This window comes from Flavobacterium sp. C4GT6, assembly GCF_036347315.1.
Lineage (GTDB): Bacteria > Bacteroidota > Bacteroidia > Flavobacteriales > Flavobacteriaceae > Flavobacterium.
In genome coordinates, this window is the sequence record NZ_JAZGZU010000001.1 from 417,839 (window position 1) to 444,139 (window position 26,301).

Here is a 26,301-nt window from a genome sequence, read left to right on the forward strand (position 1 = left end):
TTATACATGAACATATTCTGGTTTAGAAGGGATTTACGAATAGAAGATAATACCGGACTCTATGAAGCACTGAACAGTGATGAAAAAGTGCTTCCAATTTTTATTTTTGATAAAAACATTCTTGATGAATTACCTAAAAGTGATGCAAGAGTAACTTTTATATATAAACTTCTTAGTGACCTGAATAAAGCTTTTAAATCGCACAACAGTTCGCTTGCAGTATTTTATGATACTCCCGAAAAAGTATTCAAAAAACTGATTTCCGAAAATAAAATAACGTCTGTTTATACCAATCATGACTATGAACCTTATGCTTTAAAAAGAGATAAAGCAATACTTCAATTATTTAAGGATAATAATATTGTATTTAAGCACTTTAAAGATCAGGTAATATTTGAAAAAGATGATGTGGTTAAAGATGATGGAACACCTTATTTAGTATACACTCCATTCATGAAAAAGTGGAAGGAAAAGTTTACCGAAAGTCATATTAGGCAACATCATCCGGAAAATAAACTTGATAATTTAGCTTCACATTCGTATCCGTTTTTAGGGTTAAAAGATATTGGCTTCTCTAAAAGCGATATAAAAGTAAAACCGTTTAACACTACCTCTACTCTTATTGATAATTATGAGGATACTCGAAACATTCCGTCTATTGAAGGAACTTCGTTTTTGAGTCCGCATTTACGTTTTGGCTCGGTGAGCGTGCGTCAGTTAGTAAAAAAAGCGTTAGAAAGCAAAAATCAAACATTTTTAAACGAATTGATATGGCGTGAGTTTTTTATGCAGATTTTATGGCACTTCCCGGAAACGGTTAGTAAGAGCTTCCGCCCTAAATATGACAATATCAAATGGCGTAATAATGAAACGGAATTTAAAGCTTGGTGTGAAGGCAAAACCGGATATGCTATGGTAGATGCAGGTATGCGTGAGCTAAATAATACTGGTTATATGCATAACCGAGTGCGTATGGTTGTAGCCAGTTTTTTATGCAAACACCTGTTAATTGACTGGCGCTGGGGTGAAGCTTATTTTGCCGAAAAGCTATTAGACTACGAGCAATCCAGTAATGTAGGTAACTGGCAATGGGCTGCCGGAAGCGGTGTAGATGCTGCTCCTTACTTTAGAGTATTTAATCCTATAGAACAGGCCAAAAAGTTTGATCCTGATTTGAAATACATTAAAAAATGGGTTCCTGAGTATCAGGAAATAAACTACAGAGCAATTGTAGATCATAAAGAGGCGCGAGAAAGAGCACTTAAAGTTTATAAGGAAGCTGTACAATAATGTTTGGCAAAACATAAACTTTAAATACATTTGTGTAGCAAACACTATACAACCAAACAGATGATAGCATACAACCCAAAAGAGTGGTTTTCATTCATATTCCGTTTTCATAAGGCCGACACATTCAGAAAGTTACTCCCACTAATGATTGGCATTGGTGTTTATTCATTAGGTGTCGCTTATCTTGAGCTGGAATACTGGAAAATGTCTGAAAGCAGTCATGTTAAAAACATAACAGTGATGCACACTTTATTAGGATTTGTTATATCATTATTACTGGTATTCAGGACTAATACTGCTTACGATCGTTGGTGGGAAGGCCGAAAAGCATGGGGAGCACTTGTGAATAACAGCCGAAACTTAGCTATGAAGATAGCAGTAATGGTAAAAAGTAATGAAGATAAAGAAATCTTCAGAAAACTTATTCCTGCTTATTCTGCTGTTTTGAACCTGCATCTTAAAAATGTTGATGTTAAGCACGAGCTTTTTGATAATGCTACCCTGTCTGATGATCATTATAAACATAAGCCAAATCAAATAGCAAAAACTATAATTGCTAAAATAAATGAGCTATACGAACAGGGGAAAATTACAGGTGACCAGCTTATTGTGCTCAATGCCGAAATGCAGTCATTAACCGATATATGCGGTATTTGTGAAAGAATTAAAAATACGCCTATTCCCTACTCTTACAGTGCTTTCATAAAGAAATTCATATTTATATATGTAATGTCGTTACCATTTGGCTATGTGTTTTCACTTGGTTATCTGGTAATACCTGTTGTTATAGTAATTTTTTATGTATTAGCCAGTTTAGAGCTTATTGCCGAAGAAATTGAAGATCCGTTTGGTTATGATCCTAACGACCTGCCAACAGCTAGGCTTGCTGAAATGATGCAGAAAAATGTAGAAGAGCTTATCTATTAATTTAGTTACCCGTTAACATTTTTACATCTGTTATTTCCTTAATATTATACTTTAAAAAATACTATGGAAGCAGACGATAAAAAAGAAAACGATAATGACGGTGTTACACAGTATACTGATAGTGTAGACACTAATGCGCATTACGATAAATCAGGTAAAATAACCCGTGAAGATTTTAGGGATGAGAAAGACAGCATCAATAACTGGGATGCCGAGAAAAACCGATCAGGAAGGCATAAATAATTAATAATTCCCGGCAAGAGAACTGAATGTACTTTCGCAATGTATATTTATAGTTTTGCTTAAATCTACTTCTTATTTACCTCATACTGAAAATGAAGTAAAAATATGGCTGGAAACAAATTATCTATAAAAGAAATAGAGCATAAAGATGTAAAACTTATTGCGGACTATTGGTTTAATTCTGATAATGAATATCTTTTAAATATGGGGGTTGATGTTGAGAAACTTCCAGCCAGAGAAGATTTTATTAGAATGCTTCAAACCCAGATTACCTTACCCTATAATGAGAAAAAAGTATATGGTGTAGTTTGGTATGTAGATGATAAACCTATAGGTCACAGCAATCTAAATCGGTTTGTTTACGAGGATTATGGTTATATGCATTTGCATATATGGTACAAAGAATACAGAAACAAAGGCTATGGTATTGATTTTATTAAAATGAGTACGGTAGCATATTTTAATAACCTTAAGCTAAAAAAGCTATACTGCCAGCCTAAATCCTTTAACCCATCTCCAAACAAAACACTCGAAAAAGCCGAATTCAAATTTGTAAAAGAATACATTACTACACCTGGTTCTATTACGTTTGAACAGGTAGTAAAACTATGGGAAACAAATGAGGCAATAATATAAACGGAACATTCGTTTTTGTAAAAGCTGATTTATTTTTACTTAATTTGTACAGTATTATTTTAGGCACGCTAATTGCTGCTTAGGTTAAAAGAACAAAATTGACATGAAATACCTTTGTACCCTTTTGCTTATACTTTGCCTTACTCCAAAGCTAATGGCTCAGGGTGGCGATAAGCCACGCGGAGGTATTGCCATACCACGTGAGGAAAATCCGCAAACATCACCAGAACCGGAAACTGATGATGAGATTCCGAGTATGTTTAGCTTTGAACCTCCAAAAAAAGAACTTGATCCTCGTTTCCAGATTGGGGTTGACAGGACAGACACCTCTCCTATGTCTACAGAAAGTCAGTTTGCCGATAATACAGATCAGTATGAGGATAGGGTAAAAATTAAAATGGGTGGTGAATCAAATGAAGCCTACCGTGGCGATATGTTTTTGGGTGAAATACGAACTGATGCTGAGTATGTAAACTCTTTTGCTGCCGACTTTGGTTTACAGGATGGTGACAGGATAAGGATTTGGCTTAACGGCAAAATAGTGATTAGTAATTTTGTGCTTGCTAATAATCCATCGGCCATACAAATACGACTTTCACCAGGCTTTAATAAAATTGACTTTGAAGCATTAAATCAGGGAACAACAGGTCCAAATACGGCAGACATAAGAATATATGACGACAACCGCAAGCTTCTTACATCTAACCAATGGAATTTAGCAACCGGATTTAAAGCTACAGTAATTATAGTTAAGGAAGATAAACCTACTACGGCTACTCCACCAACTACAGACAAATCAGAATAATATTTAATTACAACATATAAAAAAAGCCCGAATCACTTCGGGCTTTTTTTAGTTTATTTATCTGCTAGCTTGAAGCATACATTTTCTTTCTTAATTCTTTGATTTTATCATCATCAAGATAATCATCAAATGTCATGTAACGGTCAATAACTCCATTTGGCGTAATTTCAAGTACCCTGTTACCTACAGTTTGTGCAAACTCGTGGTCATGAGTAGTGAACAGTACAGATCCTTTAAAGTTTTTAAGCGAGTTGTTAAACGCTGTGATCGATTCAAGATCAAGGTGGTTTGTAGGTTCATCAAGCATTAAAACGTTAGCTCTTAACATCATCATTCTTGAAAGCATACAACGTACTTTTTCACCTCCCGATAATACTCTTGAAGATTTTAAAGCCTCTTCACCACTAAATAACATTTTCCCTAAGAAACCACGGATGTAAACCTCGTCACGCTCTTCTTCGGTAGTTGCCCACTGGCGTAACCAGTCTACAAGATTAAGATCAGTATCAAAAAATTCATGGTTTTCTGCCGGAAGGTATGACTGTATAGTGGTAACCCCCCATTCAAACTTACCGCTATCCGGTTTCATTTTACCGTTTATAATTTCATAGAAAGCAGATGTTGCACGAGAATCTCTTGATACTACTACTATTTTATCACCTTTAGCCATATTAAGGTTAAGGTCTTTAAACAGAAGCTCTCCGTCTATAGAAGCACTTAGGTCAGTTATATTTAATATTTGATCTCCTGCCTCACGCTCCTGTTCAAATATAATTGCAGGGTAACGTCTGCTTGAAGGTTTAATATCATCAACTTTAAGTTTCTCAAGCATTTTTTTACGGCTGGTAGCCTGTTTAGATTTAGCCACGTTAGCACTAAAACGCATGATGAACTCCTGAAGTTCTTTTTTCTTCTCTTCAGCTTTTTTGTTTTGCTGAGCTCTTTGTTTCGCAGCCAGCTGACTTGACTCATACCAGAAGGTATAGTTACCTGAGTAGTGGTTAATCTTACTGAAGTCAATATCTGAAATGTGTGTACAAACAGCATCAAGGAAGTGACGGTCGTGAGACACAACAATTACAGTATTCTCGTAGTTAGCTAAGAAATTCTCTAACCATGAAATTGTCTCAAAGTCAAGGTCATTGGTAGGCTCATCCATAATAAGTACATCAGGACTACCAAATAATGCCTGTGCTAATAACACACGTACTTTCAGCTTGCTGTCCATATCTCCCATAAGGGTATAGTGAAACTCATCACCAATACCTAAGCTTGATAGTAAGGCTGCAGCATCAGAATCAGCATTCCAACCGTTCATCTCTTCAAAAACAACCTGAAGCTCACCTACTCTTTCTCCATCTTTGTCAGAAAAGTCAGGTTTAAGGTAAATTTCATCCATCTCCTTTTTAACAGCAAATAATGTCTTGTTACCCATCATTACGGTTTCAAGTACTGTGTGCTCGTCAAACATGTTGTGGTTCTGGTTAAGTACCGACATACGTTTGCCCGGTTCAAGGAACACATGTCCCGAGGTTGGATCTATATCTCCTGCAAGTATTTTTAAGAAAGTAGATTTACCGGCACCGTTTGCACCAATAATACCATAACAGTTACCCTGAGTAAAAGAGGTGTTTACTTCGTCAAATAAAATTCTTTTACCAAACTGAACTGATAAATTTGAAACTGAAAGCATTTTAAAAAATTTTTTGGCAAAAGTAAGAAAAATAGAAGCAGTATCCTATTGACCTATGTTATAATAAACATTAAAATATTTTAACGGTGTTTTAACAGCTTACATACATAAGAACAAATATTTTTGTTAATGTACGGAAAAAACACAATGACAAACAACTTTAAAAAATTACTGCTGTTATTTACAATAATTGTTAGCTTACCATCATGTGGTAATCGCAACAATTATGAAGCTTATTTTGGAGGTGAAATTACCAGTCCAAAATCAGATCATATTTATTTTTGTCGTGATAATAAAGTAATCGATACTATAAAATTAGATGATAACAACAGATTCTTTGTAAAGTTTGACTCTCTTACCCCCGGAATGTATAGTTTTAAACATGAGCCTTATTATCAATATGTATACTTTGATAAAAATGATAGCCTAATGGTTAATATAGACACAAGGCATTTTGATGAATCTATAGTATTTAGCGGTAAGGGTAACGAGAAGAATAATTTCATGATGGAATTATATCTGGCTAATGAAAAAGACCGTAACAGCTGTTTATCTGTTTTTAATTATGATTATGATAAATTCACAAAATGTATTGATTCCACTTACCAAAAAAGAATAAGCTATTATGAAGAAGAAAAATCAAGACTGGACTGGAGTAATGGTTTTGATTTTTATGTAAAAGCCAGGTTAGACTTTAACTATTACTCAAAAAAAGAATATTACCCCTACGCCTGCGCATTAAAAACAGGAAAAAAAATAAACAGTCTTATTCCCGAAAATTATTACGACTATAGGGAGGAAATAGAGTTTAACAACCCAAAACTTACCAACTACACACCATTTGTAAGATACTTTACCGTAATGCTTAATAATATGGCAAAGAGTAAAAACGAAACTTACAAAATACCCGAAGATACACTTGAGGAAAATATTACCAAACTAAACCTTGCAGATTCAATATTCATTAATGAAGGGGTAAAAAACCAGGTTCTTAATACACTGGCTTTTAATTATCTTTTAGAAGACAGGAATATTGTAAATCACGAAGAATTTTTGGAATGTTTTAATGAACTGTCTACTGATGATGATGACAGTAATGAAATTGTCCGTATAGGTCAAGCTGCAGGCGAACTTAGTGAAGGTAAAAAACTACCGGAAATAGAGCTCGTAGACAGTTATGATAACCCCATCGATATTAGTAATGGTATAAATGAAAAAACCGTTATATTTTTCTGGACAAGTTGTTCTAAATCAAGACTAAAGGTTATTGATGAAAAAATAGAGTTACTGAGACAAAAATATGGAGAAGTAGACTTTATAGCTATAAATGTTGATGAAGACAAGGAGTGGAAAAAAACAATGAAGGAATATCATCTTGAAAATGCCTGTCAGCTTAGAGCTTCAAACTTTAAGGTATTAAAGGATAAATGGGCTTTTACTAAAATAAACCGAACGATTGTACTAAATCCCGATGGTACTATTAAAAGAGGTTTTGCCAATTTAATGGACTCAAACTTTGGTCAACATCTTAACTAATTACCTAATAGGTATCCATATTTCTTCTTCCGATTCGTCACTTCCATTTTTATACTTCTCCCCTAACACTTCAAAATGCGGACGATTATCTAAAACATAATCTGATTGCGGTAACCATTCTTTCATTATATAACCAAATACCTGTGCTGCATTAGCCGGATTCCCTTTATAATAAAACACAGCATACATCCCGCCTTCCAGACTGAACGTTTCCATACCTTTGGGTACAGTATTGAAATCAGTTACTTCAATAAGTGCCCATTTTTTGAATTCGGTAGCAGGATTAAATTGTGAGAAGAAGTTTTCATCATACACCTGCAACGAATACATCTCATTGCTAATAGTATTAGCAATTTCTTTTCGCCTTGGCATAAAACCTCGCCATAATTCAGCCGTTTTATTATCAATAAACGACATATTTAGGTTAAGACCAATCAGTTTTTTAGCTGAAATAGTTTTTATCTCAGAAATCATACTTCAAAGATATAAACCTGACTGAATTAACCACATGTTAATCCACTACAAAACTTTGACAGAATAATATATTAAATGTTTTAACAATTAAATTAATAAAATCATATTTTTGAAAGTGTAATAAAATTAAAAATATATTTATGGAAGGAAAATTAGGAAATCCGGCACCTCTTGGCCTTATGGGCTTTGCAATGACAACCATACTACTCAATATACATAATATGGGGTTCTATCCGTTAAGCTCAGTGGTATTATCTATGGGGATATGTTACGGAGGAATTGCCCAGGTAATAGCCGGTTTGCTATCTTTCAAAAAAGGAAACACTTTTGCTGCTACAGCTTTTACTTCATATGGTTTCTTTTGGCTATCACTGGTAGGAATATGGATGCTACCCGCAACAGGTATTGAAAACGCTCAGGCTACCCCACCCGATTTTTTAGGATGGTACTTAGCTTTATGGGGAATTTTCACTGCTTTTTTATGGGTAGGTACTTTTAATAACAGTAAAGTACAGCAGTTTGTATTCTTGTCTTTAACCATATTGTTTTTCCTATTAGCCACAGCTATCTGGACTAAAAACGGTGACTTACATAAAATAGCAGGTGTTGTAGGTGTTATTTGTGGTAGTAGTGCTTTTTACCTTGCTATGGCCGAACTGCTTGAAGAAGTAAAAGGCAGAAGGATTTTGCCTTATTAACCAAGAACTAAGGTAGTAACCATACTTTCCATTTAGGCTTGGTTGTAAATTTTTTATAGTGATATGAAAAATCATTAAAATCTTCAGGCAATGGTAAATTGTTAACCTGAGCATATTGAGTATAATCTTTAATAGTACTTAAAGGAGTACTCGTCTTTTCTTCAAGGTCATAAACAACAAAATCATAATCAGGGGAATTAGAATAATCACGAATTACTTCTGCACAAAGCTTGTTTTGAGATACCGTAAATTTACCAATATCAAAATCTTCGGGGTCGTATGCATCCGGATCCGGATAGAAGTATACCATTTCACCATCACTACAAAACACATGCTGCTCATACCCTACAGGAATCATAACTGTTTCTCCTAAACCATTATCTCTTTCATAAGAAAATCTATATAAAATTAATGTTACAAAAAGAATTGGAATGCAGAAACACCAGAAATATAACTTACGGGTTGTAATTCCTGAAATAAAAGAAAGTCTTGTTATTTTAGCAATCAGTAATACAACCAACAACAAAATTCCTGAATACAGAAGTGACAGCAATAAACAGTGAATTAATATTACTATTAACTCAAAATAGGCTACAATCATGGTAAGGCAATTAAGTATTCAAAAATATAACATGATAATATAAAATCATATTGGTTTTAACAATTTCTTACTCCTACTTCCACTATAAAAATACCTTTAAAATCAGTATCTTTGCGTTTTGCACCAATTTGCTATGCTTAATAACGAAGAAACGATTGAAGTAATGGGCGCACGTGCCCATAACCTTAAAAATATAGACGTAACCATACCAAGGGAAAAGCTTGTTGTTATAACAGGACTTTCGGGTTCAGGTAAATCATCACTGGCGTTTGACACCATTTATGCAGAAGGCCAGCGCAGGTATATTGAAACCTTCTCGGCTTATGCGCGTCAGTTCCTTGGCGGACTGGAACGCCCTGATGTGGATAAAATTGACGGACTCTCTCCTGTTATCGCCATTGAGCAGAAAACTACAAGTAAGAGTCCGCGTTCAACTGTTGGCACTATTACTGAGATATACGATTTCCTGAGGCTTTTATATGCCCGTTCCGGCGAAGCCTACAGTTATGTTACCGGAGAGAAAATGGTAAGCTACAGTGACGACCAAATCAAAGAGCTTATTGTAGAGAAATTCAATGGTAAACGTATAACCATACTGGCTCCTATTATCCGTTCCCGTAAAGGGCATTACCGTGAACTTTTTGAACAGATTTCTAAACAGGGATTCCTAAAGGTTCGTGTAGATGGTGAAATAAAGGATATTGAAAGCGGTATGAAACTGGACCGTTACAAAACCCACGATATTGAAACGGTTATAGACCGTATGCAGGTTGACAGCAGTGACGATTTAGACAAACGCATTAGCGAAAGCATCAAAACTGCCATGTATCACGGTGATGATGTAATGATGGTTATAGAACACGGCACAGATGATGTTCGTTATTACAGCCGTAATTTAATGTGTCCTACATCGGGTATCTCCTACCCTAACCCAGAACCCAATAACTTTTCATTTAACTCTCCAAAAGGAGCTTGTGATAATTGTAATGGTTTAGGAACAGTAAACGAAATCAACATCAAAAAAATAATCCCTAACCCTAAGCTATCTATTAAACAGGGAGGTTTTGCTCCCCTTGGAGAGTATAAAAACTCTTGGATATTTAAACAGCTTGAGGTTATAGGTGAAAAATACGGGTTTAAACTTACCGATCCTATAGAGACCATTTCGCAGGAAGCGATGGATATGATAATGAATGGTGGTAATGAGAAGTTTACAGTAAATTCTAAAACTCTTGGTGTAAACCGTGAATACAAAATTGATTTTGAAGGAATTTCAAGTTTCATTCAAAACCAGTATGACGAAAGTGGTTCTAGTTCTATTAAGCGTTGGGCAAAAGACTTTATGGACGAGGTAGAATGCCCTGTTTGTAACGGAACCCGACTTAAAAAAGAATCACTATACTTTAAGATAGACGGTAAAAACATTGCCGAACTATCTTTTATGGATATATCAGACCTTGCCGAATGGTTTGACAACCTAAACGAAAGGCTGTCTGAAAAGCAAAAAATTATCGCTTCGGAAATTGTAAAGGAAATCAAAACCCGTTTAAGCTTCCTTCTGGATGTAGGGTTAAATTACCTGGCACTTAACCGTAGTTCTAAATCACTTTCGGGTGGTGAGGCACAACGTATAAGGCTAGCCACACAAATAGGCTCTCAGCTTGTAGGTGTATTATATATTCTTGATGAACCAAGTATAGGTTTACACCAGCGAGATAACGAAAAACTAATTCATTCTCTTGAGCAGTTAAGGGATATAGGGAACTCGGTTATCGTTGTTGAACACGACAAGGACATGATAGAGCGTGCCGATTATGTAATTGACATAGGCCCGGCAGCAGGACGTTTTGGCGGACAGATAGTAAGTAAAGGTACTCCGCAGCAATTACTTAAAGAACATACACTTACGGCTGGTTACTTAAACGGAGAAAGAGAAATTGCCGTACCTAAAAAGCGTAGGGAAGGCAACGGTAAAACCATAAAACTTAGCGGAGCTACCGGTAATAATCTTAAAAATGTTACTGTAGAATTCCCGCTTGGTAAACTTATATGTGTAACCGGAGTATCGGGTAGCGGTAAATCAACCCTTATAAACGAAACCCTATACCCTATTCTTAATACACACTTTTTTAATGCGGTCAAAAAACCACAACCGTATAAAAAAATAGAAGGACTTGAGCATATTGATAAGGTTATTGATATAGATCAGTCACCTATAGGTCGAACACCACGTTCTAATCCGGCTACATATACTGATGTTTTCTCTGAAATACGCAGGTTGTTTACCCAAACCCCTGAGGCTATGATTAGAGGTTACAAACCGGGGCGTTTTAGTTTTAACGTTAAAGGTGGTCGCTGTGAAACCTGTGAAGGATCGGGTCTAAGGGTTATTGAAATGAACTTCCTTCCTGATGTTTATGTGGAATGTGAAACCTGTCAGGGAAAACGTTTCAACAGGGAAACACTGGAAATCCGTTATAAAGGAAAATCAATATCAGATATACTGGATATGACGGTTGATGAGGCTGTTCCGTTTTTTGAGAATATCCCTAAAATTTTTCGCAAAATAAAAACCATTCAGGATGTAGGACTTGGTTACATTACTCTAGGTCAGCAAAGTACTACCCTTTCGGGAGGTGAGGCACAAAGGATAAAACTGGCTACCGAACTTTCTAAAAAAGATACCGGAAATACCTTCTATATATTGGATGAGCCTACAACAGGATTGCATTTTGAAGACATAAGGGTGCTAATGGAAGTAATAAACAGGCTGGTTAAAAAAGGTAATACCGTCCTTATTATTGAACATAATATGGACGTTATTAAACTTGCCGACCATATAATAGATATTGGTTATGAAGGCGGTAAAGGTGGTGGTAAGCTAATAGCCGAAGGTACTCCCGAAGAAATTATAAAGAATAAGAAAAGTTATACAGCAAAATTTCTTAAAAAAGAGCTATCTTAGTAAGTGACCTTAAAAATTTAATATTGCTATGTCTAAAGAATATAAAGATGACGATGAGAAAATCCGTGAGGATTTGACCCCTAAAACATGGAATGAAATAAGGAGTAACGATTCGTGGGCTATTTTTAAAATAATGTCAGAATTCGTTAACGGCTTTGAAAGCATGGCCCGTATTGGTCCTTGTGTATCTATATTCGGTTCTGCAAGAACCAAAGGCGATCATAAGTATTATTTACTTGCCGAAAAAATTGCCGAAAAAATATCTAAAGCAGGTTATGGTGTGATTACTGGCGGTGGTCCCGGTATTATGGAAGCCGGTAATAAAGGTGCTGCAAAGGGGATGAGTCCTTCTGTTGGTCTTAATATTGATTTGCCTTTTGAACAACACTTTAACCAGTATATAGATAGTGACAAGAATCTTAACTTCGACTACTTCTTTGTTAGAAAAGTAATGTTTGTTAAATACTCTCAGGGATTTGTGGTAATGCCGGGAGGTTTTGGTACGCTCGACGAAATGTTTGAGGCTATAACTCTCATTCAGACAAAAAAGATAGCCAAATTTCCTATTATACTGGTAGGTTCAGAATTTTGGACCGGTTTGATAGACTGGATAAAAAACGTACTTATAGAAAAGTATTTTAATGCAAGTCCGGAAGACATGAACCTTATCAAAATAGTAGATACCGAAGACGAAGTGCTTGAAGTTATAGATACATTCTATAAAAAATACAACCTTAGTCCTAACTTCTAAATTACTATTTTTAAAATATTTAACTATTTTAAAGGCAACCTTCAGATACTATTATACATCTCTTTTTAAGTAAATATTAATGCTCGCATAGTTGTTATAACCATGCAAAAGCATATTTTAGTAAAAAGATTATTAATTTATACACCATACCTTGAATCGTAATTTTAAACTGTTTTTTTCCCTTTTTTTTGTTCTCACATCGGGAGCCTATGCCCAACATCTTAATAAAATGTTTGTGGTACTGGATTATGAGAATAACACCCTTAGGGTAAAGCAGGACATTACATTTCATAACCAGTCGCAGGATACCCTGCATGAGTTTATCCTTAACGACTGGAATAACGCCTACTCCAGTAAAACTACTCCGCTAGGAAAGCGTTTTTCTGACGAATTTGTGCGTTCCTTTCATCTTGAAAAAGATGAAAAAAGAGGTCATACAACTATCTATTCGGTTACCAATCAATATGGTGTTGCCTTAAAACATACCCGACCAGAAAAACATCCTGATTTAATTAATATACAAATAATTAAACCTATTTATCCAAATGAAAAGTTTAATATAAGCCTTATGTATTATGTTAAGCTACCCGATGATAAATTTACCCGTTACGGATATGATAATAACGGCAACTTAAAACTAAAAGATTGGTACCTTACCCCTGCGCGTGTGGAAAACGGCAAGTTTGTAAAAAACAGTAATGAAAATCTTGATGATATAGCCAATTCGTTTTGTGATTATCAGGTAACTTTAATTGCTGATGAGAAGCTTAATGTCACTACAGATTTGTATCAGGGTAATAAACAAAAAAACGACCGCGGTACTGAATACTTTTTTATTGGTGAAAACCGACATGGGTTTAGTATGATTATTCAGCCTCACAATGATTTTGAGGTATTTACAAACTCAACCGTAGAGGTCAATACAAATTTAAAAGATTATAGGGTTACCGGTATACAAAAGGCTTCTCTTATCAATAACATTATTAACTTTACTAACGATAATTTAGGGAAATATCCTTACGGTAAAATAACAGTGAGCGAGGTGGATTATGAAAGAAACCCGGTTTATGGACTTAATCAGTTACCATCGTTCATAGCCCCCTTCCCTGATTCGTTTATTTATGAAATAAAATTCCTTAAAACCTACTTAAACAATTACCTTAAAAATACTCTTAGGTTAAATCCACGGGAAGATAACTGGATATACGATGGTATACAAACCTACCTTATGTACAAATATATAGAAGAATATCATCCGGAAAAAACCATGATGGGTATTAGGTGGGGTATTCTTAAAGGGCATAATATTTTTAAGGTAGACTATAATTCAAAATTCAGTTATCTGTATTTGGTAATGGCTCGTAAAAACCTTGACCAACCTATTGGTGATCCAAAAAATACCTTTATAAAGTTCAATGAGCAGATGGCTGGTAAATACAAAGCCGGACTAGCCCTTAACTATCTTGACAGTTACCTTGAGAATGATGTAATACCATTATCAATTAAAGAGTATTTTGAACTAAACAAGAACCAGCAAACCACCCGTAATGATTTTAGGGATATTATTAATTCTAAAACAGAGAAAGAAACAAACTGGTTTTACACTTCTGTTGTAGATAGTAGGGATATAATTGATTATAAATTCGGGAAGGTAAAAAAGAAAAAAGACTCGCTAAAGGTTACTATAAAAAACGAAACGAGGGTTAATGTTCCTGTTCCTCTTTACGGGTTAAAAGATGGTGAGGTTATATTTAAACATTGGTTAAACAATGTAAAAAAAGATAGCACATTCACTATTGCACGGCAGGGGGCTGACAGGTTAGCCATTAATTATGAAAACGAGGTAATTGAATACAATAGGCGCAACAACTGGAAAAAACTAAACAAGATTGTTTTAAACAACAAACCTATAAAGTTTACATTTTTCCAGGATTTAGAAGACCCTGGATACAATCAAATTTTCTATGTGCCTAATTTCACATTTAACCTATATGACGGACTATCATTAGGTTTACGTTTCCATAATAAGTCGATACTTGAAAAACCGTTTACATTTAATGTAACCCCAAGCTATTCCAGCAAAACAGGAGAGCTTATAGGTTCTGCCTCTATGCAGTTTAATCATTATATAAGAGATGACGGCCCGTTGTATAATATAAGATACGGCTTAGGAGCTTCTACTTATCACTACGCCCCTAACGCTGCTTATTTAAGGGTTTCCCCTAGTATTCAGTTTAGGTTTAGGGATGAGAATTTACGTAGTAATAAAAAGCAGTTCCTTTTATTACGACATATATTAGTAAATAGGGAAAACTCAAGCTTTACGTTTACCGATCAGCAAAACGAAGATTATTCGGTATTTAATGCCCGATATACTTCATCAGAATCTGAAGTAATAAGGCATCTGGACTACTCTACTGATTTACAGATTGCCAACAACTTTGGTAAATTGGCAGGAGAAGTTCAGTTTAGACGGCTATTTAATGACAATAGGCAAATAAACCTACGCTTTTATGGCGGTATGTTTATGTATAAGGATACCGATTCTGATTACTACAGCTTTGGCTTGGACCGCCCTACTGATTATCTTTTTGATTATAATTTCTACGGACGATCTGAAACTACCGGAATTTACAGTCAGCAGTTTGTTATGGCTGAAGGCGGATTTAAGTCAAAACTGGACACACGATATGCAAATCAATGGATGACAACCGTAAATGCGAGTGTAAATATCTGGAATTGGGTAGAAGTTTATGGTGATGCAGGATTTTTGAAGAATAAGTATCAAAACCCCGAATTTGTTTACGATAGCGGAATTCGTTTAAACCTTCTTACAGATTATTTTGAACTATACTTCCCTGTATATTCGTCAAACGGTTTTGCCCTGAATGACAGCAATTATAGCCAAAATATACGCTTTGTGGTCACTTTAAGCCCGGGTACATTGATTAAATTATTCACAAGGAAATGGCTATAGGATGTATTTTATAACACTTTTAGATGTTGTTAAAAAATACATAATATTTATTTTTATAGAGTTTTTATTGAAAATAATTTATTGAAAAATAGCTATAAAACGATTTTACTGCCAAAAGTGAAATCATTTTTTTGTTTGAAATTTATGAAATTCAATACTTTTAATTAAATTTGTAGTTATTCAATATGTGTGTTTATGACTGAGACAGAAACTAAAAAGACTATTTCTTTTGACGATTTTAAAGCAGAAGTGCTTAATGATTATAAAGTTGCTATAGTAAGCAGGGAATGTAGCCTTTTAGGCCGCAAGGAGGTTCTTACAGGTAAAGCTAAGTTTGGTATCTTCGGTGACGGAAAAGAAGTTCCGCAGCTGGCGATGGCTAAAGCTTTCCGTAACGGAGATTTCCGTTCAGGTTACTATCGTGACCAAACCTTTATGATGGCTATTGGAAAATTAAATATCCAACAGTTTTTTGCAGGACTATACGGGCATAGTGATTTAGAGCACGACCCAATGTCGGCAGGTAGACAAATGGGTGGTCACTTCTCTACACACAGTCTTGATGAGAATGGAAACTGGAAAAGCTTAACTCAGCAAAAAAATTCCAGTGCCGACATCTCTCCTACTGCAGGACAAATGCCAAGATTACTTGGTTTGGCTCAGGCTTCAAAAGTTTTCAGAAACGTTTCGGGTATTGAAAATAAAACTGATTTCTCTATAAACGGTAACGAAGTTGCCTGGGGAACTATTGGTAACGCCAGTACATCTGAAGGGTTGTTTTTTGAAACCATAAATGCAGCAGGTGTTTTACAGGTACCTATGATTATTAGTGTTTGGGATGATGAGTACGGTATTTCGGTACACGCACGTCACCAAACCACTAAAGAAAATATATCTGAAATCCTTAAAGGATTTCAGCGCGATGAGGAAAATAAAGGATATGAAATTATTGTAGTGAAAGGATGGGATTATCCTGAACTGATTTCAGCTTACGAAAGAGCCTCACAAATTGCAAGAGAGCAACACGTGCCTGTACTTATACATGTTCACGAACTTACACAGCCACAGGGACACTCTACTTCAGGTTCTCACGAGCGTTATAAAGATGCCGACCGTTTATCATGGGAAGCTGAATATGATTGTATCGCACAAATGAGAAAATGGATGATTGAAAATGAAATGGCTACGGCTGAAGACCTTGATGCAATCGATTCTCAGGCTAAAAAAGATGTTCTTGAAGCTAAAAAGGCAGCATGGAGCGCTTATACTATACCTATAAAAGAAGAGCGTGACGAACTTGTTAGCGTTTTAAAAACAATTGCAGAGCAAAGTCCTAACAAAGTATTTATTGATAAATACATCAATGATCTTTCCGGCATAAAAGAGCCTATAAGAAAGGAACTTTTAATCGCAGCAAGAAAAGTACTTCGTATCATTATTAAGGAGGCTGGCAAAAGCACACTTTCTACATGGATTACTACTTATACTGAAAAAATTCAGCCAAAATACAGCTCTCACCTATTCTCTCAGTCAGATAAAAACGTACACAGCGTAAACGAAGTACTTCCTGAATATGCAGAGGGTAACGAAGAAGTTGACGGACGTGTTGTTATACGTGATAATTTTGATGCCCTTTTCTCTAAATACCCAGGTACTTTGGTTTTTGGTGAAGATTGCGGACACATAGGTGACGTAAACCAGGGACTTGAAGGAATGCAGGAAAAATATGGAGATTTCCGTGTTTGTGATGCCGGTATTCGTGAAGCAACTATATTAGGTCAGGGTATAGGTATGGCAATGAGAGGGCTTAGGCCAATTGCCGAGATACAGTATCTTGATTACCTTTTATACGCTATCCAGATAATGAGTGACGATCTTGCTACGCTACAATACCGTACAGCCGGTAGACAAAAGGCTCCGCTTATTATAAGAACCCGTGGTCACAGGCTTGAAGGTATATGGCACTCTGGTTCTCCAATGGGAATGATAATTAATGCTATTAGAGGTATCCATGTACTTGTTCCAAGAAACATGACTAAAGCAGCTGGTTTCTATAATACACTTTTAGAAACAGATGAGCCTGCATTAGTAGTAGAATGCCTTAACGGTTATAGATTAAAAGAGAAAAAACCAACAAACCTTGGTGAGTTTAAAACTCCTATAGGTGTTGTTGAGACAATAAAAGAAGGTGAAGATATTACACTAGTATCATACGGCTCTACACTTAGACTTGTAGAACAGGCTGCAAAAGAACTTCTTGAAGTAGGTATTGATGCCGAGATTATAGATGTACAGTCATTGTTACCTTTTGATATTAACCATGACATCGTAAAGAGTGTCGCTAAAACTAACAGACTTTTAGTGATTGATGAAGATGTTCCTGGTGGAGCTTCTGCTTATATACTGCAACAAATACTTGATGAGCAAAATGCTTACAGGTATTTAGACAGTAAGCCGGAAACACTTACTTCTAAAGCACACAGACCTGCTTATGGTACAGATGGGGATTATTTCTCTAAACCATCTGCAGAAGATATCTACGAAAAAATTTATGCGATAATGCATGAAGTTAACCCAACAGAATATCCACAATTATACTAATACAAAAATCCCCGCTCGTTGAGCGGGGATTTTTATTTATAATTACTTCTTACTTAAAACATTACCTGGCTATATAAACTGTTTTCACGTTTACAAACTCCTTAATTCCGTTTTCTGCAAGTTCACGTCCGAATCCCGATTTCTTAACTCCTCCGAAAGGCAAGGCAGGATCTGATTTTACCATCGCATTTATAAATACAGCTCCTTCTTCAAAAAAACTTATCTTCTCTTTTATTCCTTCAATGTCTTCGGTAAAGATATTTACACCTAAGCCAAAATCAGAATCATTACTTAATTCAACAGCTTCTTCAAAAGTATCAAAAGCAATTACAGGAGCTACAGGACCAAAAACTTCCTCATTAAACAAAGGCATGTCTGTTGTAATATTAACCACAATAGTCGGTTCATAAAAAGCATTATTGCGTTTACCCCCTATTATCACCTTAGCCCCCATCTCAACAGATTTATTTACCTGCTTTTCGATATCTTCTGCAAGATCTACTCTTGCAAGCGGACCAATATCAGTATCATCCTCCATAGGATTGCCTGATTTAAGTTTTTTGACTTCCGTAGTAAAACGCTCCAAAAACTCATCATAAAGCGAACTATGAACTAAAAAACGCTTAGCTGCAATACAGCTTTGCCCCGTGTTTTGCATTCTGGCAGTAACAGCTACTGGTATAGCCTTATCTAAATCGGCATCTTCCAGCACAATAAAAGCATTACTTCCTCCTAGCTCCAATACTGATTTTTTTATGAGATTAGCAGCTGTAGAAGCAACCGTAGCTCCCGCTTTTTCACTACCTGTAAGAGACACTCCTTTAATAACAGGATTCTCAATCGCATTTTTAACCTGACTACCGGATATTTGAAGGTTTTGGTATACCGTTTCAGGGAATTCGGCCTCTTTAAAAAGCTCTTCCAGTAACTGAGCACATTCAGCTACGTTTGAAGCATGCTTTACTACAACAGTATTTCCTGCAATAATTGCCGGAATAGCAAAGCGGAAAACCTGCCAGTATGGAAAATTCCACGGCATTACTCCTAAAATAACCCCAAGAGGTTCGTGAGTAACAAAACTTTCACCTGCATCTGAGGAAATTTTTTCATCCTGAAGGAACTTTTCTGCGTGTTCAAGGTAAAATTCACACAAAAGCGAGCACTTTTTCACCTCTGCAATAGCCTGCTTAAGCGGTTTCCCCATCTCCTGAGAGCACTTTTCAGCCAGCAAATGTTGTTTTTTTGTTAAAACAAATATTAAATTTTTGATAAATTTCACCCTTTTTTCAAGGGGTGTTTTCCCCCATTTTCGAAAGCTTTTCTGACTAATTTCAAGTATTTGATTAACCTGAATGTCAGTGTAATACTGATATTCCGACAGGGTACTTAAGTCGTATGGATTAGTTGTTAACGGCATTATAAAGTATATATTTGTAAAAATAACACATATTTTCTTAGATTTAAAATTACTACATTTACAAAAAATTTCAAAGTACTGATAACAATAAACAATTATTATGAAGAAAGTTGTACTACCTTTATTAATGATTTGCCTAACTTCGGCAAGTTTACAAGCACAGGACGTGCAGGAAAGCGGTAACTCAAATGACTACAACAAATGGTCTATTGATGTTAACGGCGGTTTCAGCAAGCCCGCTAATCCAATGAGCCCGGGCTATCATTCATCTGCATTTAATTTTTTCCATGCAGATTTAGGTTTCAGGTACATGTTTAACACTAAATTCGGTCTTAAACTTGACGCAGGTTATGATGTGATGAGTGAAGATGACGGTCCTGAATTCGAATCTAAACTTCTACGTACAAGCTTACAGGGTTATGCTAACCTTGGCCGTATTATGGAGTTTGAATCATGGACTAACAGATTCAACCTTTTAGGTCACATGGGTGTTGGTGTAGGCCAACTTAAAAATGATGACCGTTTTGAAGGTGAAGACTGGATTGGTAACTTCCTTATCGGTTTAACCGGACAGGTAAGACTATCTGACAGAGTTTCGTTAAACGCTGACTTTACCATGATAAACAGCTTCTCTCAACAAAAAACTTGGGATGGTGGTAACAACCAGACAACAAAACAAGGTTTTGACAGCACCCTTTACAATGCTACTGTAGGTCTTTCTATCTACTTAGGTAAAAACGAAAAGCATGCTGACTGGTTTGTTGACGATAAGAGCGATGAGCTAGATGCACTAGAGCAAAGAATTGGAGAAGTCGAAACTATGATGAATGACTCTGATAAAGACGGTGTGCCGGATTATCTAGATGCTGAACCAAACAGTGTAACTGGTGTTGCTGTTGATACAAAAGGTAGAGCTATTGATAAAAACAACAATGGTGTGCCTGATGAGCTAGAGTCTTACCTAGATCAAAGAACTAACGAAATCAAAAAAGAAGTTAGCGAAAGTAATAGCAACGATCTTGCTGGTCTAATCAACAACGGTTATGTGAATGTTTACTTCGACTTCAATTCAGACAAGCCAAACGCACAGTCTGTAAGCGGTGTTAACTTCCTAATCAAATACCTAAAACAAAATCCTTCAGTTTCTGCAGACGTAGTAGGATATGCTGACGAAATCGGTAACAGCGATTACAACAAGCAACTATCTCAAAGAAGAGCTGAAAACGTTAAGAAGATTTTAGTTGACGCTGGTATCGATGCTGGTAGACTAAACATTGTAGGTAACGGTGAAGATACTTCAGTAAACAAAGATTCTAAATATGCACGTCAGGTAGTAAGAAGAGTTACTTTCATCCTGAAATAATATTAGATTCTAACAAATAAACTAAAACCTCTGCTTAATGCAGAGGTTTTTTTATATCTTTAAGGTAAAAGAAAATGAACCAGCGCGACAATGCCCTTCTGGAAATAAGAGGTGGCACTATAGGTGAAATAATGGAACAGTCTTCACAGGAAGAAAAATTCCAAAACAGAACCCTTAGACCTATTCTAAAATTCCAAAATGATTTATTTGTAGAATCTTTCCTTAACTATGTAAACAAGCATAAAACTGATTTTTACAGCCTCTCTACAGAGAAAAAACTTCTTTTTATAGAGAATGCCATACAAAAGGATATAAAGTTTAGAAACACTTTAAAAGGCATGGTTATCGCCATGTTTACTATTGAAGAGTTTAGAGAGTATATAACGAACTCTTCAAACCTTAACAAAAGGATGATGAATATACTCATTGAACGCCTTAAAGATCAGGTACAGATTTTAGTAAAAACCGAAGTATAAAAAAGGGAGCTTTAACCAGCTCCCTTTTTTATTATTTTAATTTTCTCTATTTGACTGAAGGAACAAAAACCATTACTTCCTTGTCGCCATTTAAAAGGATAACTTTTCCTTTTTGGGTTTTAATTCTGTTAGCATCATTAAGTGCTTTTAAAAATTCACTTTCACCTTTTGCATCGGCACAATACATTTTAGTGGCAAAAACCTTATCGGCTTTAAAACTACCATCCTCTCCTATTTGATATTCACCCCCATAACGATTACAACCTGCGCTTCCGTTCATTTTCTTTTCGGCTGTAAAAGTTGCAGTAGGCATTCCACGTCCAAAATCGGCTGTATCAGCAGCTTTTCCGTTTAACATTGACAATTCCCATGCATTTGCGGTTAAAACGTCTGTAGAAATCTTTTCTGTGCATTTACAGGATACAAGAGTGAATAGAAATGCAATAATTGTAGTTAATGTTGCAAGTTTTTTCATAATGCTTATTTTTTGTTTCTATAAAATTAACCAAATAGCATTAATCAAAAATAGTAATTACAATAATTTTATAACAGTCCGTTATATTTTCTTGTAAACCATTCTGTAGCAAGAGAAATACAAAGTATAATAAGAAGTGTAATCCAGTCTATTAACGGAGACTTCGTAGTTTTTACTTTTTGAGTTTCTTTATAACTCTCATTTTTGGCAAGAAAATCGATTAACTCATCTGTTTGAGACGGGTAGTATACTTTACCGTTTGTATTATCTGCTGTCTGTAATAGTCGGTTTAAATCAGGGTTTACAAACTGTTTCTCAATTTCAAAATCAAGTACTTCAAAGTTACCTACATAAGTCGTATTGGAATTATTCTCCTTAACAGTGAAAGTATATTTCCCTGTTGGAAGCCCAGCCATATTAATTTTATACTCGTTATTTCCTTTAAGGAAATCGTAGGTTTTACTAAAGTGAGACTCCTTCCCTTTTACAACAATAGTTAAGCGGGCATTTTCGTCAAACTCGTAGTTTTTATTAAAAAATTGTGCCGTAATATTTATTGGCTCGCCCAAATTGTAAAAACGTTCGTGATTAATCACTAATGATTTTCGTTTTGAGTTGGTTGCCAAATACTGAATTATTTTATCTGTAAACACGTCAAACTCTTCAAACGACTTATTATTCACATGTGTTTCAAGTCTCCACTTCCAGATGTTTTCTCCTAACAGGAAAGCTTTACGCGATGAACCGCTCTCAGAAAAAACTAGTAAAGGGTTATCAGTTTCAACATTTCTTATCCTGGCCTGTAATAAAGTATTCGTTCCCGAATTAAGCTTAACATTACCAAAAGGTTGCTCTAATGGCGGAAACTGTTCAAAACCTATATCATCGGTAGCAAAAAGGTTAAAGGATGAAATATAGCTTGCAAGGTAATCTTCCTTTTGATTTGTCATCTTAAAGGATAACTGCTGCTGATACTGGTTAAGCAAATTAAAATCAGTATGCATACCGGTAATAATCCAAGTGTTTAATCCGGCATTGGCATTCATATCAAAAAGTCCTCTAAAAGTAGCATTAGGCTGATATAAAACCAATACATTGTAATCTTTTAATGATTTTACTTCATTTGGTTTAATAATCGTTACCCTTCTTTGCTGGTTTGACTCAATAGCTCTTTTTAAAGCCCCAAGATCAGGGTGGTTGATGGAAGAAATAATTGCCACCTCACTTCGCTGATCGATTATCTCTACAGCAAAGTTTTTAATGTTATTGTATTTATTTTTCTCCTGTTCCGGTGAAGATAGCACTGCTCTGTAAGTTTGTACTCCTACCTTATCTGCATCCAGTAAAACAGTAATAGCCTGTGCTTTTTTATCTTTAGTAAAAGTGATATTTTGTTTACTTAATACACTATTACCTTGTTGAACCGAAAATACAGCATTAACGGTTTTGTTACCATTATACTGTAAAAACACCTCTACAGGAAATTTGTTTTTCAGGAAAGCGTACTTATTAGCATTAAGCTGATTAATCTTCAAATCTGGAAAAACAGTAGTATCACCCAACACTATTGGGTAAACACTTGTGTTTTGCTGAAAACTGTATACATAATCATTACCTATAGTTTGGTTACCATCTGTTAATAATATAACCGGATAAGATGTATTTCGGTAAAACTGTTTCAGGTTTTGTACTGCCTGGTCAATATGGGTTTGCTTCCCTTTAAAGTCGGGCTCCTTTCCTACTTCAAAACCTTCATCAAAAGTATAAAGCTGTACATCATACTTTTCATTTAATGCCTGGTTTGAAGTAATTTTTTGAGAAAGTAGTTTAGCGATACTATCCTGTCCCAATTCCTTAACTGACTGCGAATTATCCAGCAGTAGCGGAAGTGGTGTTTTAACCGTTTCATAATCCTGTTTTGTTACAACCGGATTAATAAGCAGTAAAAAAACAGCCATAAGTGTAATGAAACGTAAAAAAGCCAAAAAGAAGAACACCGGGCTTTTCTTTTTGGCTTTAAAAAGATATTGATAAAACGATAACGCAAAGGCTACAAGTGCAGATACTATTATTAATAAAACTGTAGATGTAGTCATATTGGCTGGTTATCGATATTCAATTGGTTTTAATTTAAAATTAATGCTTTTTTGAATTAGGTAAGCATACCTCCGTCTACGTTCAGGGTTTGACCTGTTACGTAAGCAGACAAGTCTGAAGCAAGATAAACACAAGCGTTAGCTACATCTTCAGGAGTACCACCACGTTTTAACGGAATGTTCTCTGTCCATCCTTTAATTACATCGGCACCCAGCTTCTCTGTCATTTCAGTTTCAATGAAACCAGGAGCAATAGCGTTGCAACGGATGTTTCTTGAGCCAAGCTCTAATGCTACTGATTTAGTGAAACCAATTACACCTGCTTTAGAAGCTGCGTAGTTAGTTTGTCCGGCATTACCCTTAACACCTACTACAGAGCTCATATTGATAATAGAACCATGACGTTGTTTAAGCATTGTTCTCTGTACTGCTTTGGTCATGTTGAAAACCGACTTAAGGTTCACTTCTATTACCTTATCAAAATCTTCTTCAGATATTCTCATTAAAAGATTATCCTTAGTAATACCTGCATTATTGATTAATATATCTACAGTACCAAAAGTTTCCACTACTTCGTCAACCAGCTTTTGTGCTTCATTAAAATCGGCAGCGTTAGACTGGTATCCCTTAGCTTTAATACCCAATGCTGTAAGTTCATCCTCTAATGTCTTAGCTGCTTCGGCAGAAGAGCTGTATGTAAAAGCAACATTAGCACCATGTTTAGCAAAAACCTGGGCAATACCACGGCCAATACCTCTACTCGCTCCGGTAATAATAGCCGTTTTTCCTTCTAGTAATTTCATAGGTTCGTATTGTTTGTTTTTTTATTTATAGAGCAACAAATATAATAAAATGTTTGAGGTTTATTTACCCCTATTTATCTTTTAGTTCAAGTATTACTACGAATTTTATAGGGAAACTCATTATTAAGATGTTAATGTTGTATAACGAATTATTACAACATTACTTTGATTCTAATTTTAGCAGGTTTAAATGCTTTAATGTTTTAGAACTAACGCGCTGTATTTCGTTAAAATAACCACTTTTAATTAAGTGATTTACAATCTCTTTGATATTTGTATTATTAACTTCTTTTACAAGAACTAAATTTGGATCTGGGGTATACACTCCATATTCTTCAAGCTCAAGCTCAAAGTCTTGTTGCAGGCGAACTATGTCGTAAACATTTAGGTTATAATAATATTCGTTTATTCTAACATAAATATCTCCTCTATAACCTCTGTTAACAGCATCAAATTCTGCATATTCAGTATTATCCAAACAAAAAATATCTATATCCATATATAACTTAATAAAAAACAAATTACTAGAAAATTTAGAACATAGTAATACCAATTTATCAGAAAATGTTTTATCCGATAAATCAATAATACCATAATTTGGTTTTGAGCATTGCGGACTTATAAAAGACTTTTTTAGGGAAGGTAAACCAATTGATAAAATCACTATGGTTAAGTATATCTAACTTTACGAAAAAACTAATTTAATGCTAAATAAGCCCTTAAGTATTAAAGTTTTATTAAATGGAGCCAGCGTTCGGTTTATTATTAGTAATTTCAAGGCACGAAGAAGAAAATCAAAATAATAAACTAAAAAAGCGTAATGATTAAAGTTAACCGATTAAAACAAGAGAAGATGAACATGATGAAATTTTTCCTGGCCATGCTAGCAGGATTTGGACTTATAAGAGTCTATAATTTTATAGCGCAAAGGGAACTTGATGAAGAAGAGAACGACATCTATGATGATGAACACGAGTATCCTCTTTTTGTATAGTTTCACTATACAATCACTTTATTATAAAGCACCTTACAGCAGGTGCTAATCCTTTGTGGGGCAATACCTTTCGACGAGCCTCACATTATTATCTGCATTATATTTTCATGTACTATTATTTAGGTTTTTAAACAGTTTTTCAAAATCTATAATGAAACGTTAAACTGTTCATTATTAGTACTCTTTTAAGACATTATTAATACACTTTGTGATTGATAATAAGTAACTTGTAAGTGCTTTTAAAACCTAATTGATTATGAACAATCCAAACAGAAAACCAGATCAGGATCCGCTTCCTAATAATATGGTTCCTAATCAGGAACCTAAGCCAATACCTCAAAAAAACAGAGGGAGTAACTTAGGGCAATGGGATGAGAAGGACGTGACAAAAGGAAGCCGGCTTACTCCTGAGAATGAAAAGAAGCAGGAAAACAAAACCAATAGTAAAGAATAAATTATTTATTAATCATAAAAATAAAC

Annotated in this window: 22 protein-coding genes; 14 read left to right on the plus strand and 8 right to left on the minus strand. The window is 35.2% G+C overall.

Features of this window, described 5'->3' with window-relative positions; genetic code table 11:
- Positions 1 to 6: 6 nt before the first annotated feature.
- The 5 genes from V3Z67_RS01930 to V3Z67_RS01950 all read left to right on the plus strand — a co-directional run bounded on the left by V3Z67_RS01930 (position 7) and on the right by V3Z67_RS01950 (position 3,901).
- Positions 7 to 1,290, plus strand: a complete 1,284-nt coding sequence (locus V3Z67_RS01930; protein WP_330441730.1) for a cryptochrome/photolyase family protein — start codon at positions 7 to 9, stop codon at positions 1,288 to 1,290.
- Between the two features lie 60 nt (positions 1,291 to 1,350).
- Positions 1,351 to 2,217 (plus strand): bestrophin family protein, encoded by an 867-nt coding sequence (locus V3Z67_RS01935; protein WP_330441731.1) that lies wholly within the window; start codon positions 1,351 to 1,353, stop codon positions 2,215 to 2,217.
- Positions 2,218 to 2,280: 63 nt separating this feature from the next.
- Positions 2,281 to 2,460 (plus strand): hypothetical protein, encoded by a 180-nt coding sequence (locus tag V3Z67_RS01940; RefSeq protein ID WP_157481487.1) that lies wholly within the window; start codon positions 2,281 to 2,283, stop codon positions 2,458 to 2,460.
- A gap of 105 nt (positions 2,461 to 2,565) precedes the next feature.
- Positions 2,566 to 3,096: a GNAT family N-acetyltransferase gene (locus tag V3Z67_RS01945; RefSeq protein WP_330441732.1), complete on the plus strand. Its 531-nt coding sequence runs from the start codon at positions 2,566 to 2,568 to the stop codon at positions 3,094 to 3,096.
- 103 nt (positions 3,097 to 3,199) lie between these two features.
- Positions 3,200 to 3,901 (plus strand): hypothetical protein, encoded by a 702-nt coding sequence (locus V3Z67_RS01950; protein ID WP_330441733.1) that lies wholly within the window; start codon positions 3,200 to 3,202, stop codon positions 3,899 to 3,901.
- Positions 3,902 to 3,965: 64 nt separating this feature from the next.
- Here the strand turns inward: V3Z67_RS01950 and V3Z67_RS01955 are convergent, their stop codons facing one another.
- Positions 3,966 to 5,594, minus strand: a complete 1,629-nt coding sequence (locus V3Z67_RS01955; protein ID WP_330441734.1) for an ABC-F family ATP-binding cassette domain-containing protein — start codon at positions 5,592 to 5,594, stop codon at positions 3,966 to 3,968.
- 129 nt (positions 5,595 to 5,723) lie between these two features.
- On the opposite strand from V3Z67_RS01955, the gene V3Z67_RS01960 reads away from it, so the two are divergent.
- Positions 5,724 to 7,130, plus strand: coding sequence for a TlpA family protein disulfide reductase (locus V3Z67_RS01960; protein WP_330441735.1), 1,407 nt, complete (start codon positions 5,724 to 5,726; stop codon positions 7,128 to 7,130).
- On the opposite strand, the gene V3Z67_RS01965 is transcribed toward V3Z67_RS01960, so the two are convergent.
- A complete protein-coding gene (locus V3Z67_RS01965; protein WP_330441736.1) occupies positions 7,131 to 7,604 on the minus strand; it encodes a GyrI-like domain-containing protein in 474 nt (157 codons plus the stop codon). It lies immediately after the preceding gene.
- 140 nt (positions 7,605 to 7,744) lie between these two features.
- Here V3Z67_RS01965 and V3Z67_RS01970 point away from each other — a divergent pair, with 140 nt between their 5' ends.
- Complete coding sequence (locus V3Z67_RS01970; protein ID WP_330441737.1) at positions 7,745 to 8,302, plus strand: acetate uptake transporter; 558 nt, start codon at positions 7,745 to 7,747, stop codon at positions 8,300 to 8,302.
- Between the two features lie 7 nt (positions 8,303 to 8,309).
- On the opposite strand, the gene V3Z67_RS01975 is transcribed toward V3Z67_RS01970, so the two are convergent.
- Positions 8,310 to 8,903 carry a hypothetical protein gene (locus V3Z67_RS01975; protein ID WP_330441738.1) on the minus strand — a complete coding sequence of 198 codons (594 nt, stop codon included), beginning with the start codon at positions 8,901 to 8,903 and terminating at the stop codon, positions 8,310 to 8,312.
- A 133-nt stretch (positions 8,904 to 9,036) separates the two neighbouring features.
- Between V3Z67_RS01975 and uvrA the strand changes: the two genes are divergently transcribed.
- From uvrA to V3Z67_RS01995, 4 genes are all read left to right on the plus strand, one after another.
- A complete protein-coding gene (gene uvrA / locus V3Z67_RS01980) occupies positions 9,037 to 11,868 on the plus strand; it encodes an excinuclease ABC subunit UvrA (RefSeq protein ID WP_330441739.1) in 2,832 nt (943 codons plus the stop codon).
- A 28-nt stretch (positions 11,869 to 11,896) separates the two neighbouring features.
- Complete coding sequence (locus tag V3Z67_RS01985) at positions 11,897 to 12,619, plus strand: TIGR00730 family Rossman fold protein (protein WP_330441740.1); 723 nt, start codon at positions 11,897 to 11,899, stop codon at positions 12,617 to 12,619.
- 229 nt (positions 12,620 to 12,848) lie between these two features.
- The gene (locus V3Z67_RS01990) at positions 12,849 to 15,596 is read left to right on the plus strand and encodes an aminopeptidase (protein WP_330441741.1); all 2,748 of its coding nucleotides are present in this window, start codon (positions 12,849 to 12,851) and stop codon (positions 15,594 to 15,596) included.
- A gap of 195 nt (positions 15,597 to 15,791) precedes the next feature.
- Positions 15,792 to 18,197 carry an alpha-ketoacid dehydrogenase subunit alpha/beta gene (locus V3Z67_RS01995; protein WP_330441742.1) on the plus strand — a complete coding sequence of 802 codons (2,406 nt, stop codon included), beginning with the start codon at positions 15,792 to 15,794 and terminating at the stop codon, positions 18,195 to 18,197.
- A gap of 61 nt (positions 18,198 to 18,258) precedes the next feature.
- On the opposite strand, the gene V3Z67_RS02000 is transcribed toward V3Z67_RS01995, so the two are convergent.
- Entirely contained in the window at positions 18,259 to 19,614 is a 1,356-nt protein-coding gene (locus V3Z67_RS02000; protein WP_330441743.1) for an NAD-dependent succinate-semialdehyde dehydrogenase, read from the minus strand.
- Between the two features lie 100 nt (positions 19,615 to 19,714).
- Between V3Z67_RS02000 and V3Z67_RS02005 the strand changes: the two genes are divergently transcribed.
- A complete protein-coding gene (locus V3Z67_RS02005; protein ID WP_330441744.1) occupies positions 19,715 to 20,977 on the plus strand; it encodes an OmpA family protein in 1,263 nt (420 codons plus the stop codon).
- Between the two features lie 74 nt (positions 20,978 to 21,051).
- Positions 21,052 to 21,453 carry a glyoxalase gene (locus tag V3Z67_RS02010; protein ID WP_330441745.1) on the plus strand — a complete coding sequence of 134 codons (402 nt, stop codon included), beginning with the start codon at positions 21,052 to 21,054 and terminating at the stop codon, positions 21,451 to 21,453.
- A 46-nt stretch (positions 21,454 to 21,499) separates the two neighbouring features.
- Here V3Z67_RS02010 and V3Z67_RS02015 read toward each other — a convergent pair whose 3' ends face one another.
- The 4 genes from V3Z67_RS02015 to V3Z67_RS02030 form a co-directional block, all read right to left on the minus strand.
- Positions 21,500 to 21,928: an META domain-containing protein gene (locus V3Z67_RS02015; protein WP_330441746.1), complete on the minus strand. Its 429-nt coding sequence runs from the start codon at positions 21,926 to 21,928 to the stop codon at positions 21,500 to 21,502.
- A 68-nt stretch (positions 21,929 to 21,996) separates the two neighbouring features.
- Positions 21,997 to 24,024 (minus strand): hypothetical protein, encoded by a 2,028-nt coding sequence (locus V3Z67_RS02020; protein WP_330441747.1) that lies wholly within the window; start codon positions 24,022 to 24,024, stop codon positions 21,997 to 21,999.
- Positions 24,025 to 24,080: 56 nt separating this feature from the next.
- Positions 24,081 to 24,827: a 3-oxoacyl-[acyl-carrier-protein] reductase gene (gene fabG / locus V3Z67_RS02025; protein ID WP_035131108.1), complete on the minus strand. Its 747-nt coding sequence runs from the start codon at positions 24,825 to 24,827 to the stop codon at positions 24,081 to 24,083.
- Between the two features lie 160 nt (positions 24,828 to 24,987).
- Positions 24,988 to 25,326, minus strand: coding sequence for a hypothetical protein (locus V3Z67_RS02030; protein WP_330441748.1), 339 nt, complete (start codon positions 25,324 to 25,326; stop codon positions 24,988 to 24,990).
- A 751-nt stretch (positions 25,327 to 26,077) separates the two neighbouring features.
- Between V3Z67_RS02030 and V3Z67_RS02035 the strand changes: the two genes are divergently transcribed.
- The gene (locus V3Z67_RS02035) at positions 26,078 to 26,275 is read left to right on the plus strand and encodes a hypothetical protein (RefSeq protein WP_330441749.1); all 198 of its coding nucleotides are present in this window, start codon (positions 26,078 to 26,080) and stop codon (positions 26,273 to 26,275) included.
- Positions 26,276 to 26,301 lie beyond the last annotated feature (26 nt).